The sequence below is a fragment of the Mannheimia kashgarensis genome (assembly GCF_041807705.1).
Lineage (GTDB): Bacteria > Pseudomonadota > Gammaproteobacteria > Enterobacterales > Pasteurellaceae > Mannheimia.
Genome location: NZ_JBGTYY010000017.1, coordinates 1 through 18,731, shown reverse-complemented (window position 1 = coordinate 18,731; position 18,731 = coordinate 1). Strand labels below are relative to the sequence as shown.

The 18,731-nt window shown below is 40.0% G+C and carries 18 protein-coding genes; 14 read left to right on the top strand and 4 right to left on the bottom strand.

The features are described from left to right. Window positions 1–29 precede the first annotated feature (29 nt). Window positions 30–1,001, top strand: a complete 972-nt coding sequence (znuA, locus tag ACERCF_RS07745; RefSeq protein WP_373625217.1) for a zinc ABC transporter substrate-binding protein ZnuA — start codon at window positions 30–32, stop codon at window positions 999–1,001. A 48-nt stretch (window positions 1,002–1,049) separates the two neighbouring features. Here znuA and ACERCF_RS07740 read toward each other — a convergent pair whose 3' ends face one another. The 3 genes from ACERCF_RS07740 to ACERCF_RS07730 form a co-directional block, all read right to left on the bottom strand. Beyond that, the gene (locus ACERCF_RS07740) at window positions 1,050–1,208 is read right to left on the bottom strand and encodes a hypothetical protein (protein ID WP_373625216.1); all 159 of its coding nucleotides are present in this window, start codon (window positions 1,206–1,208) and stop codon (window positions 1,050–1,052) included. Between the two features lie 113 nt (window positions 1,209–1,321). Beyond that, entirely contained in the window at window positions 1,322–1,555 is a 234-nt protein-coding gene (locus tag ACERCF_RS07735) for a hypothetical protein (RefSeq protein ID WP_373625215.1), read from the bottom strand. Window positions 1,556–1,620: 65 nt separating this feature from the next. Beyond that, window positions 1,621–1,941 (bottom strand): zinc ribbon domain-containing protein YjdM, encoded by a 321-nt coding sequence (locus ACERCF_RS07730; protein WP_373625214.1) that lies wholly within the window; start codon window positions 1,939–1,941, stop codon window positions 1,621–1,623. A 134-nt stretch (window positions 1,942–2,075) separates the two neighbouring features. On the opposite strand from ACERCF_RS07730, the gene rnr reads away from it, so the two are divergent. The 13 genes from rnr (at window position 2,076) to murC (ending at window position 18,266) form a co-directional block, all read left to right on the top strand. Beyond that, window positions 2,076–4,430: a ribonuclease R gene (rnr, locus tag ACERCF_RS07725; RefSeq protein WP_373625213.1), complete on the top strand. Its 2,355-nt coding sequence runs from the start codon at window positions 2,076–2,078 to the stop codon at window positions 4,428–4,430. Between the two features lie 2 nt (window positions 4,431–4,432). After that, entirely contained in the window at window positions 4,433–4,699 is a 267-nt protein-coding gene (locus ACERCF_RS07720) for a hypothetical protein (protein WP_373611749.1), read from the top strand. 192 nt (window positions 4,700–4,891) lie between these two features. Then, window positions 4,892–5,350, top strand: a complete 459-nt coding sequence (gene mraZ, locus ACERCF_RS07715) for a division/cell wall cluster transcriptional repressor MraZ (RefSeq protein WP_373625212.1) — start codon at window positions 4,892–4,894, stop codon at window positions 5,348–5,350. A 15-nt stretch (window positions 5,351–5,365) separates the two neighbouring features. Beyond that, the gene (rsmH, locus tag ACERCF_RS07710) at window positions 5,366–6,304 is read left to right on the top strand and encodes a 16S rRNA (cytosine(1402)-N(4))-methyltransferase RsmH (protein ID WP_373611747.1); all 939 of its coding nucleotides are present in this window, start codon (window positions 5,366–5,368) and stop codon (window positions 6,302–6,304) included. A 23-nt stretch (window positions 6,305–6,327) separates the two neighbouring features. Beyond that, the gene (gene ftsL / locus ACERCF_RS07705; protein ID WP_373611746.1) at window positions 6,328–6,639 is read left to right on the top strand and encodes a cell division protein FtsL; all 312 of its coding nucleotides are present in this window, start codon (window positions 6,328–6,330) and stop codon (window positions 6,637–6,639) included. 3 nt (window positions 6,640–6,642) lie between these two features. After that, window positions 6,643–8,697, top strand: coding sequence for a penicillin-binding transpeptidase domain-containing protein (locus ACERCF_RS07700; RefSeq protein WP_373625211.1), 2,055 nt, complete (start codon window positions 6,643–6,645; stop codon window positions 8,695–8,697). An 8-nt stretch (window positions 8,698–8,705) separates the two neighbouring features. Next, entirely contained in the window at window positions 8,706–10,178 is a 1,473-nt protein-coding gene (gene murE, locus ACERCF_RS07695; protein WP_373625210.1) for a UDP-N-acetylmuramoyl-L-alanyl-D-glutamate--2,6-diaminopimelate ligase, read from the top strand. An 82-nt stretch (window positions 10,179–10,260) separates the two neighbouring features. Then, window positions 10,261–11,655: a UDP-N-acetylmuramoyl-tripeptide--D-alanyl-D-alanine ligase gene (gene murF / locus ACERCF_RS07690; RefSeq protein ID WP_373625209.1), complete on the top strand. Its 1,395-nt coding sequence runs from the start codon at window positions 10,261–10,263 to the stop codon at window positions 11,653–11,655. Between the two features lie 25 nt (window positions 11,656–11,680). Next, a complete protein-coding gene (gene mraY, locus ACERCF_RS07685) occupies window positions 11,681–12,763 on the top strand; it encodes a phospho-N-acetylmuramoyl-pentapeptide-transferase (protein ID WP_373625208.1) in 1,083 nt (360 codons plus the stop codon). Between the two features lie 338 nt (window positions 12,764–13,101). Continuing rightward, window positions 13,102–14,403, top strand: coding sequence for a UDP-N-acetylmuramoyl-L-alanine--D-glutamate ligase (gene murD, locus ACERCF_RS07680; RefSeq protein ID WP_373625207.1), 1,302 nt, complete (start codon window positions 13,102–13,104; stop codon window positions 14,401–14,403). Beyond that, window positions 14,403–15,581 carry a putative lipid II flippase FtsW gene (gene ftsW, locus ACERCF_RS07675; protein WP_373625206.1) on the top strand — a complete coding sequence of 393 codons (1,179 nt, stop codon included), beginning with the start codon at window positions 14,403–14,405 and terminating at the stop codon, window positions 15,579–15,581. Before murD ends, ftsW begins: the two co-directional genes overlap by 1 nt. A 117-nt stretch (window positions 15,582–15,698) precedes the next feature. Next, on the top strand, window positions 15,699–16,754 hold the full coding sequence (murG, locus tag ACERCF_RS07670) for an undecaprenyldiphospho-muramoylpentapeptide beta-N-acetylglucosaminyltransferase (RefSeq protein ID WP_373625205.1): 1,056 nt from the start codon (window positions 15,699–15,701) through the stop codon (window positions 16,752–16,754). Between the two features lie 84 nt (window positions 16,755–16,838). After that, on the top strand, window positions 16,839–18,266 hold the full coding sequence (gene murC / locus ACERCF_RS07665) for a UDP-N-acetylmuramate--L-alanine ligase (protein WP_373625204.1): 1,428 nt from the start codon (window positions 16,839–16,841) through the stop codon (window positions 18,264–18,266). A gap of 54 nt (window positions 18,267–18,320) precedes the next feature. On the opposite strand, the gene ACERCF_RS07660 is transcribed toward murC, so the two are convergent. Next, window positions 18,321–18,731, bottom strand: a 411-nt coding sequence (locus ACERCF_RS07660) for a transposase (protein ID WP_373625203.1), incomplete at its 5' end; no start/stop codon positions are given.

The window sequence follows — 18,731 nt, the reverse complement described above, 5'->3', positions numbered from 1 at the left end:
CCTACTTCAAATTTATAAAAGGAGATTTTATGTTTAAGAGAACATTAATCGGTTTAGCCGTTTTAGGAGCAGGAGTTGCTCAAGCAGACGTATTAACCAGTATCAAACCGTTAGGTTTTATCGCGAATGCGATTACTGATGGTATAACTGAAACCAAAGTGTTATTACCAGTAACCGCTTCTCCGCACGATTACAGCTTAAAACCATCTGATGTATCGCAGTTACAATCTGCTCAATTAGTGGTTTGGGTGGGCGATGGTTTAGAAAGTTTCTTAGAAAAAAGTATCGAAAAGCTCCCGAAAGAGAAAGTTTTAACTCTTGAAGATGTTGATGCGATTGAGGAGATCGTAGAAAAGAACAGTAAAAAAGAGAAAGACCACGATCATAAGCACGAGCATAAACATAATCACGAACATAGTCACGAACACAAACATAGTCACGATCATAAACGCGACCACAGCCACGATCATCACGGACATAACCACGATGAAGATTGGCATATTTGGTTATCAAGTGAAGCTAGTGTATTAGCGGCGGAACAAATCGCTACACGTTTAAGCGAGCAATTACCGGAGCAAAAAACGAAAATTGCCGATAATTTAGCAAAATTTAAGGCAAATTTAGCCGCTAAGAAAGCAGAAATTGTGAAGCAATTAGAGCCAGTTAAAGCAAAAGGCTACTACACATTCCACGATGCTTATGGCTATTTTGAAAGAGAGTATGGCTTAAATTCATTGGGTTCATTTACCATCAACCCAACAGTTGCACCGGGTGCAAAAACGCTTGCCGCAATCAAGAAAAATATCGCTAAAAATAAAGCTCAATGTTTATTTGCTGAGCCGCAATTTACCCCAAAAGTGATTGAAACATTAGCAAAAGAAACGCAAGTAAATGTAGGACAATTAGACCCACTAGGTGCAAAAGTTCAGCTAAGTGCAACCGCTTATCCTGAATTTTTACAATCTTTAGCTGATGAGTTTAGCAAATGTTTACCTAAATAAGGTAAAAAAATAACCCCATTTAAGTCAATTTAAATGGGGTTTGTTTTATTATTCCTTCACAATAATTTTCTTACCATTAGTAAAATCAATCTGTTTGGCAACAGTAATATGACCAATTGGTGTCTCAAGTGAGGTGAATACGGATCTTACATTTTCCGGTAATGTTTCAATAGGCAAGACAACCGTAATATTTTCTTTCTTTTTCACTGCAATTGCCTTGTCTAACTTGGTTTGTACTTCTTGAACAAAGAAAATTTGATCATTGATAGTAAAAGCCGATAACCAATTTAGATTTTTACCGAGATTATTAACTTCATAGGTTAATACAACGATATCTTGGTTATCTGTTTGGCTGTTCCCCTTTGGATCAAATGAATTTTTACATTTTGGTTAAATGCTGTTAGGTTTTTATCTTCAGTTTGCTTTGTTTCCATTTTTTTAGTCTCGGTTTTATTTGTTCCAGTTTTTGTTGCTTGATTATTTTCTGCTGCCTGGGTATTAAGCGTAAATAGTGAAATAGCTGTAAGTGTGAATAAAAATTTCTTAATAGACATAATATTCCTCATTAGTAGTAAGTAGTAAGTTTCAGGATAAAAATGACCGCTTGTAAACCTAGTAACTAGGCCTTCTTCAAAAATTCAGACTTCAGCATAATTTTGCCACAATCCACATTGTGATCGCCTTTTGCTAAACGAATCCCTTTGAATTTAGTACCTTTTTTCAAAACTTCTGACGATCCTTTCAATTTAAGATCTTTGATTAATAATACATCGTCGCCGTCAGATAATAAATTACCATTACTATCCTTTACAATTAACACATCTTCATCTTGTTCTGTTTCTTCACCATTCCATTCATAAGCACAATCGGGGCAAACAAATTGAATAGAATCGTGGTAGGTATTTTCACCTTTACATTCAGGGCATACAGGGTATGTCATGCTATTTCCTTATTGATTTATATGAAAATGCCATTATATAGCAAAATATTATAAAAAGGTATGAAGACAATTTTTTACACATTATAAAGAAAAGTCAGTTAGAATAAGGAGAGATTAAAATAAAGGAGGAAACTATGGTAGTCGATCCTAATTATCAGCAAGAATTAGAAAAATATGAAAATCCGGTACCAAGCCGTGAGTTTATTTTAAATACGATTCGCGAACATAACGCCCCAATGAGCCGTGATAAGCTGTTGGAAGTTTTTCATATTTATGATGAAGAACGTATGGAAGGTATTCGCCGCCGTTTACGTGCAATGGAAAATGATGGCGAACTCGTTTTCACCAAAGGAAAACGTTATGCCTTGCCTGAAAAAATGGATTTGATTAAAGGCACGGTAATCGGTCATCGTGATGGTTACGGCTTTCTACAAGTTGAAGGGCACGAAAAATTAGCTACTAAAAGTGAAGATTGGTTTATTCCAAATGCTCAAATGGTGCGAGTGATGCACGGTGATTTTGTGTTAGCACAGCCTAATGGTACAGATAGACGAGGCAGAAAAGAAGTGCGTATTGTGCGTGTGCTAGAAGCTCGTAAAAAGCAGATTGTGGGGCGTTTCTTCCTTGAAAGTGGCATCGGTTTTGTTGTGCCTGATGATAGCCGTATCAATCAAGATATTCTAATCCCTGACGAACATCGTATGGGTGCAAGAATGGGGCAGGTTGTGGTGGTAGAACTGCAAGAACGCAAAGCCAGCTTTAACCGCCCTGTTGGTGTTATCACCGAAATTTTAGGCGATAATCTCGCACCGGGTATGGAAATTGAAATTGCCTTACGCAATCACGATATTCCGCACGTTTGGCCAGAGGGTGTAGAAAAACAGATTCGTCAATTTGCCAGCGAAGAAGTGCCAGAAGAAGCTAAACAAGGGCGTGTTGATTTACGAGACTTACCACTTATTACCATTGACGGCGAAGACGCTCGTGATTTTGATGATGCGGTCTTTGCCAAAAAAGAGGGTAACGGTTGGCGTTTATGGGTAGCGATTGCGGATGTGAGCTATTACGTCCGCCCGAAAACGGCATTAGATTTGGAAGCACTTAATCGGGGCAACTCGGTTTACTTTCCAAATCGAGTCATTCCAATGTTACCTGAAGTGCTTTCAAATGGTTTATGTTCATTAAATCCACAGGTTGATCGCCTCTGTTTGGTGGCGGAAATGTCGGTCTCCAACAAAGGGGAGTTGGTTGATTACAAATTTTATGAAGCGGTAATGAATTCACACGCTCGTTTAACTTACACCAAAGTTTGGAAAATGCTAGAGGGCGATGAAACCTTACGTGAACGCTATGCACCATTAGTGCCACACATTGAAGAACTCTATGCGATGTTCCAAACCTTAATGAAAGCTCGTCAAAAACGAGGAGCGATTGAGTTTGAAACCATTGAAAATCAATTTATTTTCAACCTGCAAGGACGAATTGAACGTATTGAGCCGCTTATCCGCAATGATGCCCATAAACTCATTGAAGAGTGTATGATTTTGGCAAACATTGCAGCAGCTCGCTTTGTTGAGCAAGCGAATGAGCCAGCACTTTATCGAATTCACGATAAACCAAGCGAAGAAAAATTACTGAGCTTTAAATCCTTTGTGCGTGAATGCGGCTTAACGTGGGACGTTGGGCTTGATCCACAACCTAAAGATTACGTCGTATTGTTAGAGCAAATAGCCGAACGTGCGGATAAAGAGCTCATTCAAACGATGTTACTCCGCTCGCTCAAACAAGCGGTGTATGCAGCAGATAACATCGGGCATTTTGGCTTGGCATTAACTGAGTATGCTCACTTTACTTCGCCAATTCGCCGTTACCCAGATTTGTTATTACACCGTGTGATTAAATATTTAATCGAAAAAGGCAAGGGCAATACACGCTATTACACCGATGGCGGCGGTTATCACTACAAGCTAGATGATATGGACGAGTTTGGCGATAAATGCTCTGCCACCGAACGCCGAGCCGATGAAGCCACTCGTGATGTGGCAGATTGGCTGAAATGTGAATTTATGCAAGACCATATCGGCGAAGAGTTTGATGGGGTCATTTCAAGCGTAACCGGCTTCGGATTATTTGTGAAACTTAACGAGCTATTTATTGATGGTTTAGTTCATATTTCAACTTTAGATAATGACTACTACCATTATGACGCAGACAGACAACGTTTAGTTGGCGGTAGTGGTATTATTTACCGCTTGGGCGATGCCGTTAGAGTGAAAGTGATTAACGTAAACTTGGACGAGAAAAAAATCGATTTTGAACTCTTAACGGGCAATAAGAAAACAGGAAAAACAGCGGAGAAAAAAGCGAAAGTTGCTGAGCAACCTATTTTCAAAGAGCCTAAAACGGTTAAAAAATACAAAAAGGAAACAGGCAAAAAATCTGCAAAAAAACGGACAAAAACAACCGCTAGTAAATTACGGAAGAAGTAGAAATGGATTATAAAAAACAGATTCTATTGAGTATTTTATTTGCATTCATTATCGCAATTATTAGCTATTTTGTTTTTACCTACATTCCTTTTGATTGTAGCGATCTCACAAAATTAAATGATTACCAACGTTTAGAATGTAGAACCGCAGAAGTACTGGGGATCTATTATTGGCTGCCTTATACTGCCACCCTATTCTTCTGCTCAATCATCTTCTATTGGGTTATTTATGGCATTATCACTGTTGTGAAATCAACATTAACACGCTAACAAGCGGTATAATTTCATCAAATATTTGCAGACCTATCTTTCTTAGATAGGTCTTTTGTTTTGTAAATAAATAAAACTCCTTGATAGATGTATCACTAATAGATAAAATCCTCCAGTTAAGTGGGAAAAAGTGGTATTTTGTGGATCTTTTTCTTAAATTTTACATTATTTAACTAGGGCGAAGAATCAAAAATGTTTCGTGGTGCAAGTTCAATCAGCATTGATAGTAAAGGGCGGATCGCAATTCCGACCCGTTACCGTGCTGAGCTTTTAGAAAAACATCACGGTATTTTGGTTTGCACCGTAGATATTCGCCAGCCTTGTTTGTTACTTTATCCTTTGCACGAATGGGAAGTTGTTGAACAGAAATTACTGGCATTATCTAATTTTGACCCGGCTCAACGCCGTATTCAGCGTGTAATGCAAGGCTTTGCCACCGAATGTGAAATGGATTCGGCAGGTCGTATTTTACTTAGCCCGACACTTCGCCAACACGCTCAGTTAGAGCAGCAAATTATGCTCGTTGGTCAATTAAACAAATTCGAAATCTGGCAAGACAAACAATGGCAAGCCCAAATTGCTGAAGATCTTGCGTTTGGCGGTTCAGCAGAAATGTTGGATTGTGATGCCTTAAAAAATCTCTCGCTATAGTAATTGGAAAGAAAGATGAGCGAAACACCAAAACATATTACAGTATTATTGCACGAAGCCGTTGATGGCTTAGCAATTAAGCCTAACGGTATCTATATTGATGGTACTTTTGGGCGTGGTGGGCATTCTCGTTTAATTTTATCTAAACTTGGCGAAAATGGGCGTTTAATTGCAACAGATCGTGATCTTCGAGCCATTGCAGAAGCTCAAACCATTGATGACCCTCGTTTTCAGATTGAACACACTGCTTTTTCAGCTATTCCTGAAATTTGTGAAAAACTGGGATTAGTCGGCAAAATTGACGGTATTCTGCTCGATTTAGGCGTTTCATCGCCGCAGCTTGATGAAGCAGTGCGTGGTTTTAGCTTTATGCGTGATGGACCTCTTGATATGCGTATGGATACCACCAAAGGCTTATCTGCTGCCGAGTGGCTGGCTCAAGTGTCTGTAGAAGATTTAGCTTGGGTACTCAAAGAGTTTGGCGAAGAACGCTTTGCAAAGCGCGTTGCACAAGCGATCGTTTCTTACAATAAATCTGCAAGCGAGAAAATTTCTCGCACCCTACAACTCGCTCAAATTATTAGCGATGCTGTGCCGTTTAAAGATAAGCATAAACACCCAGCTACTCGCTCTTTTCAAGCTATCCGCATTTTTATCAATAGCGAATTAGACGAACTCGAAAAAGCCCTCAACTCTGCATTAACGGTATTAGCTCCAGAGGGGCGTTTGTCGATTATCAGCTTCCATTCTCTTGAAGATAGAATGGTCAAACAGTTTATGCGTAAACATAGTAAAGGTATGGACGTACCTCGAGGTTTACCAATCTTAGAAGCTGAATTGAATAAAAATATTCCGCTTAAAACTATTGGAAAAGCGATTATGCCAAGCGAAGCAGAAATTGAAGCTAATGCTCGCTCACGCAGTGCTGTATTACGCATTGCTGAAAAACGTTAAAAGTACCAAATATAGGAATGAAAATGTCTAACGAACGCTATCCGTTACATCAAATTATTATTGACGATATTTTTAGCCATAATAAAGTAGCGATTTTACTGCTCATTGGTGTGGTTATTTCCGCAGTTGCAACAATTTGGGTAACGCACCAAACCCGTTTATCCGTCAGCGAACAAGGGCAGCTAATTTCTGCTAATCAGAAGTTGGAAAGCCAATATACCAATTTATTATTAGAAGAAAATAGCCGTAGTGGCAGAGCAAGAGTTGATGCCGCAGCTCAATCTTTCGGCTTGCAGCCAATTAAAAAAGAACAAGAAATAATTTTAGTTGAATAGAAAATGGTCAAATCAGTCAAAGTAAAACCTAAACAAAAAGCCCCAATTGCAGAGCCGCCTAAATCAGAAAGTAAAAAATTACCAAGTTTTTTACCGAAACGCTTTTGGGTAGTGACACTATTAATGGGAGTAATGGTGGTAGGGCTGTTGGCTCAAGCTGCTTATATTCAAATTATTGATTCTGAACGATTAATTAAAGAAGCAAATAATCGCTCGCTTCGTACTAAAGAATTACAATTTACTCGAGGAAGAATTTTAGACCGAAACGGACGTTTCCTGTCAATTAGTGTGCCGATGTATTCTTTAACGCTTGATCCTAGAGAATATTTTGACACCAAGCTAAGACGCTCCAATGAAAGCTGGCGAGCTTTAGCGATGGAAATGGAAGCTTCAAAAAGCAAAATTGAAGCCAGTGTGAATAAATTTATTGAGAAGAAAAATGTTTCAAAAGAGAAAGTAGATTTTGATCCTCGCTCTATTTTAAATACTAAAAGTGAAGGCTATTGGACGCAACTGGCACAGGTTACAGGCTTGGATTACAACACTTTAATAGAGAAAGTGAGAAATAATCCCAGCTCTGTTTTTCTTCGTTTAGATAATGAGCATAGGGAATTAGAACATCAAAAGTTTCAAGCATTAAGTAAAGAAATTGGACGCTCCTACAATAATGTGATGGATGAGCTTTACAGTAAGTATCGCCAACGTTTTGTTTACTTATCTCGCCATCAATCGGAAGCGATTAGTGAGTATGCGAAAGAGCTTGATATTGATGCGTTAATGATTAAAGTCGAATCCCGCCGTTTTTATCCATTGTCAGAAGAGGCTTCTCAACTTATTGGCTTTACTGACAAAGATGATATGAATGGTTCAGAAGGTTTAGAGCGTAGCTTTAACTCTTTACTCGTCGGTAAAAATGGTAAGCAAGTTATTCGTAAAGATGCTAAAGGCAATATTGTTGAAAATATTCGCTCAGAAAAGCAATATGATCCGCAAGATGTGATGCTCAGTATTGATGAAGAATTGCAATCTATGGTGTACCGAGAAATTAAGAAAGCCGTGCAGGAAAATAATGCTGAATCCGGTACAGCAGTATTAGTTGATGTGCAAACCGGCGAAGTATTGGCGATGGCAAATGCCCCGTCATTCAATCCAAACAAACGTGATAGCTTTAAGCCGGAACTTATGCGTAACCGTGCGATTACCGATACTTTTGAACCGGGTTCAACCGTAAAACCTTTTACAGTATTAACTGCCTTACATAATAAAGTGACTTATAAAGACGAAGTGATCGGCACAAGACCTATTGTGGTAAACGGACATACGATTAAAGATGTTGCGCCAAGAGATAGCCTAACGCTAACAGGGATTTTACAGAAATCAAGTAACATTGGGGTAAGTAAGTTAGCACTCAGAATGCCTGCGAATGCGTTAGTGGATACTTACACCAAAGTTGGTTTTGGTAAAGATACAGGATTAGGCTTGGGCGAACAGCGAGGCACAAACGGAGACCGTAAACGCTGGGCAGATATTGAGCGGGCAACCCTTTCTTACGGCTACGGCTTGAATGTTACGCCACTTCAACTAGCTCGTGCTTATGCTACTTTAGGCAGTTTTGGGATTTATCGCCCACTGTCTATTACCAAAGTTGATCCGCCTGTAATTGGCGAACGTGTTCTGCCTGAAAAAACCACCCGTGATGTCGTGCAAATGATGGAAAGCGTTGCAGCTAAAGGTGAAGGTGGACATCGTGCAGCGGTTGATGGCTACCGTGTTGCTATCAAAACTGGTACAGCCCGTAAGCTGGAAAAAGGCAAATATGTGGAGAAATATATCGCTTATACTGCAGGTATCGCCCCAGCAAGCGATCCACGTTTTGCTTTGGTAGTACTCATTAATGAACCAAAAGGCGGTAATTACTACGGTGGTTTTGTATCAGCACCGCTATTCTCTCGGATTATGGGCTATACGCTCAAACAGCGTAATATTAAGCCGGATAACCTAACGGAAGTCACCCAAAGCGCCGTGCGTGAAATTAAATTAGAACGTAGTATCAATTAAGGTGAGCTATGAAACGTTTACTTCCTTTCATTACACAACTCAATGCGTGGGTTGAAGAACTCATCGAGCTAAAGCAAATGACTTTAGATAGCCGCCAAGTGCAACAAGGTGACTTATTTGTTGCACTTAAAGGTCATCAAGTTGATGGTAGAAAATTTATTGCAAATGCGATTGAGAAAGGGGCGAAAATTGTTTTAGCGGAAGCAGATAATGAGCATGGTGAAATCGCAAAATGTAACGAAAATTCAACCGCTTGTTGCATAGTTATTTATGTTCCACAGCTACCAAAAGTACTATCTGCCATTGCCGGAGCTTTCTACGATAATCCATCACAGAAATTAGTATTAGCAGGGATTACCGGCACAAATGGAAAGACGACCACCGCTCAACTGCTGGCTCAATGGCATAATTTATTGGGTGGAAAATCGGCAGTAATGGGAACAATCGGCAATGGTTTATACGGTAAGGTACAAGAAGCTGTAAACACAACAGGTTCAGCCATTGAAATTCAACGTAACCTTGCTGATTTTGTAGAACTTGGAGCAGATTTCTGTGCGATGGAAGTGAGTTCTCACGGTTTAGCACAATTTAGAGCTGAAGCCTTAGAGTTTGATTTGGCGATGTTTACCAACTTAAGCCGAGATCATCTCGATTACCACAATACAATAGAAGAATACGCAGAGGCGAAATTTCGTTTGTTCAGTGAGCTTAAAACAAAAGCTCAAGTGATTAATGCTGATGATGAAATCGGGGCTGAAAGGCTTAGTAAATTACCTAATGCGGTTGCGGTAAGTGTCAATCCAAATTTCAGCACGAACCAACAATTTGTAAAAGCGACTGCGGTAAAATTTACCCTACAAGGTGCAACCATTGAATTTGAATCCAGCTGGGGAAATGGTGAATTACACAGCCGCTTAATTGGGGCTTTCAACGTAAGCAATATTTTAACGGCTTTTGCGGGACTGCTTGCCTTAGGTGTTGATATTCAAGCACTCATCAAAACAGCCCCGCAATTAGTTGGTGTGGCTGGCAGAATGGAATGTATCACAAGCCCAAATAAGCCAATGGTGATTGTAGATTATGCTCACACACCTGATGCTCTAGAAAAAGCACTCCAAGCTGCTCGCCTACATTGCGAAGGCGAACTTTGGTGCATTTTCGGCTGCGGCGGCGATCGTGATGCAGGCAAACGCCCACTAATGGCAGCGATTGCGGAACAATTAGCCGATAAAGTGATTGCAACGGATGATAACCCAAGAACGGAAGATAACCAAAAAATTATGGCGGATATTGTGAAAGGTTTTAATAAACCACAACAAATTATCCATAACCGTGAAGAGGCAATTAAAGTGGCTATTGAGCAAGCAAAAGCTAGTGATGTGATTTTAATCGCCGGCAAAGGCCACGAAGATTATCAGATTATTGGGATGGAGAAGTTGCATTTTTCGGATCAGGAAACGGCAAGGAAATATCTTGTTTAATTGTCACTTTTCTTTGGCGAAGCAAAGAAAGTGACAAATACAAAATGCTCGTAATTAATTTTATAAAGAAAAAGATAAATCAATGATAAAACTAACCACCCAACAAATTGCTGAAATCCTAAATGCCAAATTGATCGGCAATGGCGAAACTGTGGTAGAAACCACCAGTACCGACACCCGACAAGCGGTTGAAAATGGCTTATTTTTTGCATTAAAAGGCGAAAACTTTGATGCTCATCACTATCTTGAGAATGCCGTTACTCAAGGCTGTGTGGCAGTCGTAGTTGAGCGTGAATGTGAAATTAACGTGCCACAAATTGTGGTAGCAGATACTCGTCTTGCTTTAGGTAAATTAGCGAAGTGGTTAAAAGCAAAGCTGAATCCGAAAACGGTGGCGATGACAGGCTCTTCAGGTAAAACAACCGTCAAAGAGATGACAGCAAAAATTCTGCAAAAAATGACCGCTTGTGGAGAGGAGGTTTTATACACTTTTGGCAATTTAAACAATGACTTAGGTGTACCGATGACCTTGCTTCGCTTAACCGAACAGCATAAATATGCGGTGATTGAGCTGGGAGCTAATCATATTGGTGAAATTGCTTATACCACCGAGATTGCTAAACCTGACGCTTGCTTGGTAAATAATGTTGCAGCCGCTCACTTAGAGGGTTTTGGCTCACTCGAAGGTGTAGCACAGGCAAAAGGCGAAATTTATCGTGGTTTAAAAGAAGGTGGAAAAGCGATTATCAATTTAGCTTTTTACTATCCGCAATGGCAGAAAGAGATTGGCTCAAACGAAATCCAATCTTTCTCTTATGTTGGCTCAGACTCAGATTCTTACGCTGATTACTGGGCTGATGATGTGGAATTACTGCTAAATGGATCACGTTTTACTCTCCACACACCACAAGGTGAAATAGAGATCGAATTGCCTTATTTAGGTAGCCATAATATAAGTAATGCGTTAGCGGCAACCTCCCTTGCAATGTCTGTGGGAGCAAGTTTAGAGGCAATTAAAGCAGGGCTTGAACAACGTTCAATGGTAAAAGGACGTTTGTATCCTGTACAAATTAATGAATACTGCTTGTTTATTGATGATACTTACAATGCCAATGTGGATTCGATGAGATCTGCTATTTCAGTACTGGAAAACTACCCTGCTTACCGAATTTTTGTGGTAGGTGATATGGCAGAATTAGGCGAAGAAAGTGGCAAATGCCACCAAGACGTAGCCGATTTTGCTCAACAAGCGAAGCTGGATTTGATTTTAAGTTTTGGCAAAGAGAGTGCGGTTATCAGCCAAAATCCACAACATCATTTTACCGATAAACAACAAATGGTTGAATTTTTAATGCCGATTATTTTGCAAAAAATCGAAGAAAAACAACCGCTTGTATTATTAGCAAAAGGCTCTCGCAGCCAAAAAATGGAAACTGTGATTTCCGAGCTTTGTAAACAATTTAATATCCATTTTTAATTTTATTATTTTTAAGGACTAAACAATGTTAGTTTGGCTTGCAGAAATATTAGTGCAATATAACACAGCGTTTAACGTTGTCTCTTATATCACTTTCCGTGCCATTATGGCGTTATTAACCGCAATGGGGATCGGGCTTTGGATCGGTCCAAAGGTGATTCGCCGTTTACAGATCTTAAAATTTGGTCAGGAAGTGCGTAATGATGGTCCTGAAAGCCATTTCAAAAAACGTGGTACACCAACAATGGGTGGCATTATGATCCTGATTTCTATTGGTGTAAGTACATTGCTTTGGGCGGATCTGCGTAACTCTTATGTTTGGTTTACCTTATTTGTATTATTTGGTTATGGTGTAGTAGGCTTTGTTGATGATTATCGTAAAATTTCCCGCAAAAATACCGATGGTTTAATTGCCCGTTGGAAATATTTTTGGTTATCTGCCATCGCATTAGTGGCAGTAGTGGGTATGTATGCAGTAGGTAAAGATACGGCAGCAACTCAATTAGTTGTGCCGTTTTTTAAAGATGTAATGCCACAATTAGGTCTCTTTTATATCATCTTAGCGTATTTTGTGATTGTTGGTACAAGTAACGCGGTAAACTTAACTGACGGTTTAGACGGCTTAGCGATTATGCCAATTATTCTAGTCGCCTCTGCGTTTGCATTAATTGCGTGGGCAACAGGTAACTTCAATTTCGCACAATATCTGCATATTCCATTTATTCCAAATACCTCGGAATTAGTAATTTTATGTACGGCAATTGTTGGAGCTGGCTTAGGCTTCCTATGGTATAACACTTATCCCGCTCAAGTATTTATGGGCGATGTAGGCTCACTTTCATTAGGCGGAGCATTAGGCATTATCGCCGTATTAGTTCGCCAGGAATTACTATTAGTTGTGATGGGCGGTGTGTTTGTGATTGAAGCCCTTTCGGTTATTTTACAGGTTAGTTCTTATAAGCTACGACAAAAACGAATTTTCCGAATGGCGCCGATTCACCACCACTTTGAATTAAAAGGTTGGCCTGAACCACGAGTGATTGTCCGTTTCTGGATTATTACGCTAATGTTAGTATTAATAGGATTAGTAACATTGAAACTGCGTTAATTCAAATAATAAATAAGGTGCATTTTATAAATGTGCCTTATGCTATTTAAATAACAAGATAAATTGACTCAGAAAGATGGCTATTTCCCTTCTGAGTTGCCCGAACGACTTGAAATTTTTAGAAAAATAATCCCGAGCGAGAGCGAAGCGAACATCAGGGGTATTTTTCGTTAAGAAAATTTCAACAAAGTGAGGAATAGCAACGAAGTAAGGTTGCCTTTCTTCTGGTTACTTTTCTTTATTCGCTACGCTCACACTTCGTGCCGTTGGCATAGCCAACGTTCAAAACATAAATGCTTTGTGGCAAAGAAAAGTAACATAGATTGAGAGAAGAAAATATGCAAAACCCATATCAAGATAAAATCGTAACAGTCATCGGATTAGGTAAAACAGGATTGTCTTGTGCTGATTTCTTAGTAAAAAGAAATGCTAAAGTTCAAGTTATTGACACTCGAGCAAACCCTGCAGGTGCAGATCAATTAGATAAAAACATTCCGTTACACACAGGTGGTTTAAATAGTGAATGGTTGCTTAACTCTGATTTAATTGTGATTAGCCCGGGTTTAGCGGTTGCAACACCTGAAATCCAACAAGCTATTCAAGCGGGTGTTGAAGTGGTGGGAGATGTGGAACTATTTTGTCGTGAAGCAAAAGCCCCGATTATTGCAATTACTGGCTCAAACGGAAAAAGCACGGTAACCACCTTAACTAATGAAATGGTAAAACAAGCAGGTTTGAAAGTCGGAATGGGCGGCAACATTGGTGTGCCTGTTTTAAGTTTATTAGACGAAGATTATGATCTTTTTGTGTTAGAGCTTTCCAGTTTCCAGCTTGAAACCACTCATTCACTGAAAGCAAAAGCAGCTACTATTTTAAACATTAGCGAAGATCATATGGATCGCTACGACTCGATTGCCGATTACCGTAATGCCAAATTGCGTATTTATGATAATGCGGAAAACATCATCGTAAACGGTGAAGATGCTCAAACCTATCCTGAACAAGCGGTCAAAAATTTAATTCGTTTTGCAGAGCAGAATGCAGAATACACAATGCGTAATGGTGTGCTTTATGCAGGTGATACTGCCATTATTAATACTAACCAAATGTTAATTAGTGGTCGCCATAATCAGATGAACGCACTTGCAGCAATGGCATTGGCAGAGGCGGCGAATGTTCCACGTGAGGGTATAGTCAAAGCACTACAAACTTATGGTGGATTGCCTCACCGTTTCCAAGCAGTTGCAACAAATGATGGCGTGCGTTGGGTTAATGATTCCAAAGCAACCAACGTGGGGAGCACAGTCGCTGCATTAAATGGACTAAGCGTAGCCGGTACGCTTTATTTATTACTCGGTGGCGATGGCAAAGCAGCCGATTTTTCTGAACTCAAGCCGTTAATTAATAAGCCAAATATTGTTTGTTACTGTTTCGGGCAAGATGGCAAGGAATTAGCAAAGTTAAGCGACCAAAGTGTGTTAGTCGAAACAATGCAAGAAGCGGTTGCAGCTATTCACCCACAGCTTAAAAAAGGCGATATGGTTTTACTTTCTCCTGCTTGTGCGAGCTTAGATCAGTTTAAAAATTTTGAACAACGTGGCGATGTATTTGTTTCGTTGGCACAAGGACAAGATGCATAATGTTAGAAAAATTTAAAACAGAATGGGATAAATGGGTCAAACTAACTCCTTCTAATTCGCTTTATGACAGAACCCTAATTTGGTTATTTTTAGGGTTACTCGTAATCGGATTTGTGATGGTTACGTCCGCTTCTATCCCTGTGAGCACAAGGCTTAATGACGATCCATTCTATTTTGCTATTCGTGATGGTTTATATATCATTGCCTCCATTATTTTTTGCTATATTTTTGTACAAATTCCTGTCGAAAAATGGGAAAAATATAATGTAGCGTTGTTTTTTATCGCCATCAGTTTTTTGATTGCCGTATTGATTTTCGGGCGTTCGATTAATGGTGCGGTGCGTTGGATTCCGTTGGGTATCCTTAACTTTCAGCCTGCGGAATTAGCGAAATTAGCGGTAATTTGTTATTTTGCCAGTTTTTATGTGCGTAAATATGATGAAATCCGTAAAGAGAAAGCTAGCTTCTGGCGACCAGCGGTTATCTTATTTGTGTTCGGTTTTCTCTTAATTTTACAGCCCGATTTGGGAAGTACCTTTGTGTTATTCGTTCTCACTTTCTCAATGCTTTTCATTGTGGGAGCGAAAATTATGCAATTTATGTTTTTAGGCGTGGTAGGAACAGTATTATTTGCGGTGCTGATTTTAACCTCAGAGTATCGTCTAAAGCGTGTTACTTCCTTTATGGATCCGTTTGCTGATGCGTATGGAGACGGCTTCCAGCTCTCTAATTCTCAAATGGCATTCGGACAAGGCGAATTTTGGGGACAAGGCTTAGGAAATTCAGTACAAAAATTAGAATATTTACCTGAAGCTCATACCGATTTTGTGATGGCAGTTGTTGGAGAAGAATTTGGTTTCTTCGGTGTTATTTGCATTGTGTTGTTATTAGTATTACTTACAATGAGAGCATTAAAAATCAGTAAAGAGTCTTTAATTTTAGAAGAACGTTTTAAAGGCTATATGGCATTTGGTATTGCGATTTGGATCTTCTTACAAGGTTTTGTAAATTTAGGTGTAGCATCAGGGTTACTACCAACTAAAGGTTTAACCTTCCCATTAGTGAGCTATGGTGGTTCAAGTTTAGTGATTATGTCGATTGCGATTGCGGTATTACTCCGAATAGACCACGAAAATAGAGCGGAACGAATTGGGCACGCTAAAATTAAAACAGTGTAGTAAAGGCTGTGTTGGTTCAAAAATTGTAAATAAATACAAAATTTTAACCGCTTGTATTTCCTTAAATAGAGATAAATCAAGTAAAATAACGAGTTTTCCTATCAAAAAGAGTTAAAGATGGCTAAAAAATTATTAGTGATGGCAGGTGGAACGGGAGGACATGTTTTTCCTGCAATAGCTGTAGCACGAGAGCTACAAAAACAAGGTTGGCAAATTCGCTGGCTCGGCACGAAAGATAGAATGGAAGCCACTCTTGTGCCAAAACACGGCATAGACATTGATTTTATTGAAATTTCTGGCTTGCGTGGTAAAGGTCTAGGGGCATTGCTAAAAGCTCCTTTTGCGATTTTTAAAGCGGTAATGCAGGCTCGTAAAATCATTAAAAATTATCAGCCTGATGCGGTGCTAGGAATGGGAGGTTATGTTTCTGGGCCGGGTGGTATTGCAGCAAAATTATGTGGTGTGCCAGTCATTTTACACGAGCAAAATGCGGTAGCTGGTTTAACGAATGTATGGCTTTCAAAAATTGCTCGTAAGGTGCTGCAAGCGTTTCCTACTGCATTTAAAGATGCAGAAATAGTGGGCAACCCTGTGCGTGAAGATTTATCTGTTTTGCCTTTGCCAAACGAACGCTTTAATGAGCGTGGTTATCCTATTAATATTTTAGTGATGGGCGGTAGTCAAGGGGCAAGAGTGATTAACCAAACTGTGCCGGAAGTGGCAAAAATGTTGGGTAATAATGTGTTTATCAGCCATCAGGTTGGAAAAGGCAATTTAGCAGGTATTGAAGAAGTTTACCAACAAACAGGTAATGGTATCGCTTCAGAGTTTATTGATGATATGAAAGCGGCTTACGAATGGGCAGATTTAGTCATTTGCCGTTCAGGGGCTTTAACCGTTTGCGAAATTGCTGCTGTTGGTTTACCTGCTATTTTTGTGCCGTTCCAACATAAAGATAGGCAACAATTTTTAAATGCGAATTACTTGGCGGAATCTGGAGCAGCCGTGATTATTGAGCAGAAAGATTTCAACTCTCAATCATTGTTAAATGCTTTACAGCTATTGGTTGCTGATCGCCAGAAATTACTTGATATGGCAATGCGAGCGAGAGCCAAAGCGACACCAACTGCAGCACAGCGTGTGGCGGAAGTGATTATTCAAGAAGCAAATTAGTTGGATTACAAGCGGTCAAATTTTTGCGTTTTTTTGCAAAAGATTCAAAAAATTTGACCGCTTGCAGAGCATATAGGATTAAAGATGAAAAATTTCCAAGATAAAGTTAAAAAGTTAGTGCCGGAAATGCGTCGTGTTAGCCAAATCCATTTCATTGGGATTGGCGGTGCAGGCATGAGTGGTATTGCAGAAGTATTACTAAACGAAGGTTACCAAATTTCAGGCTCAGATATTGCAGATGGTGCTGTAACACAACGCTTATCGTCAGCAGGGGCGAAAGTGTTCATCGGGCATCAAGCCGAAAATATTTCAGGTGCAAGCGTAGTAGTTGTTTCAACGGCAATTGATGAAACTAACCCGGAAATTATTGCGGCTCGTGAGGCAAGAACCCCTGTGATTCGTCGTGCAGAAATGTTAGCGGAAATTATGCGTTTTAGACACGGCATTGCAATTGCGGGTACACACGGTAAAACAACCACAACAGCAATGATTTCAATGATCTATACAGAGGCAAAATTAGATCCAACCTTTGTAAATGGTGGTTTAGTGAAATCAGCAGGCAAAAATGCTCATTTAGGTGCAAGCCGTTATTTAATTGCAGAAGCTGATGAGAGTGATGCTTCTTTCTTACAATTGCAGCCAATGGTGTCTGTGGTAACGAATATTGAGCCAGATCATATGGACACTTACGGTGGCGATTTTGAAAAAATGAAAGATACTTATGTGCGTTTTCTGCGTAACTTACCCTTCTACGGTTTAGCTGTGATGTGTGCAGATGATGAAACTGTAATGGAAATTGCCCCTCGCGTTGGTCGCCAAGTGATTACTTATGGTTTTAGTGAAAAAGCGGATTATCGTATTGAAGATTATCAACAAACAGGTTTTCAGGGGCATTACACCGTTGTTTGCCCAACGGGGGAGCGTATTGATGTATTGCTCAATGTGCCGGGTACTCATAATGCATTAAATGCAACGGCGGCACTGGCTGTTGCTAAAGAGGAAGGGATTGAAAACGAAGCCATTCTAGCCGCTCTTGCGGATTTCCAAGGGGCGGGTCGCCGTTTCGATCAGCTTGGTTCATTTATTCGCCCGAACGGTAAAATTATGTTAGTTGATGATTATGGTCATCACCCAACAGAAGTTGATGTAACCATTCAAGCGGCTCGTCAAGGCTGGGAAGGAAAACGTGTCGTGATGGTATTCCAACCTCACCGTTATTCTCGTACTCGTGATTTATTCGATGAGTTTGTGCAAGTGCTTTCTAAAGTTGATGCGTTGATTTTATTAGATGTGTATGCGGCTGGTGAATCACCGATTGTTGGGGCAGACAGTAAAGCTCTAGCCCGTTCAATCCGTAATTTAGGCAAAGTTGATCCGATTTTAGTATCAGATACCGAGCAGCTCGGCGAAGTATTGGATCAAATTATCCAAGATGGTGATTTAATCTTGGCACAGGGTGCAGGTAGTGTAAGTCGTATCTCTCGTGGTTTAGCTGAGAACTGGAAAGCATAATGTAATGTAGCAACTGTATCCCCCAAAATATTTGGCGAGATACAAATTCGTTAATTAAACCGCGTGAGCATTCCACTGTGAGCCATCACGGACGATGGCATTAATCACGGTTAAAAGCTTACGTATACAGGCGTTTACCGCCACTTTGAACGGTTTGCCACGAGCAATCAGCCGTTCATAAAATGCCTTGAACTTCGGTTCGTGTTGGCGGGCGACATTCGCCGCATTATAAAATACGTTTCGTACCGCTTGTCGCCCACCCGAACAGCGACTATGCCATTTCTGGCTACCGCTCTCTTTCGGGTGTGGGGCAACACCAACCAGTGAAGCGATTTGCTTTTGGTTGAGCTTGCCGAGTTCAGGGAGCATTGACATCAAAGTTGCACTCGTGATTGCACCTATCCCTTTGATGTCATTGAACTTTTTTAAAGTGTCGTCAAATACAGCAGTCGCTTGATTGATTTG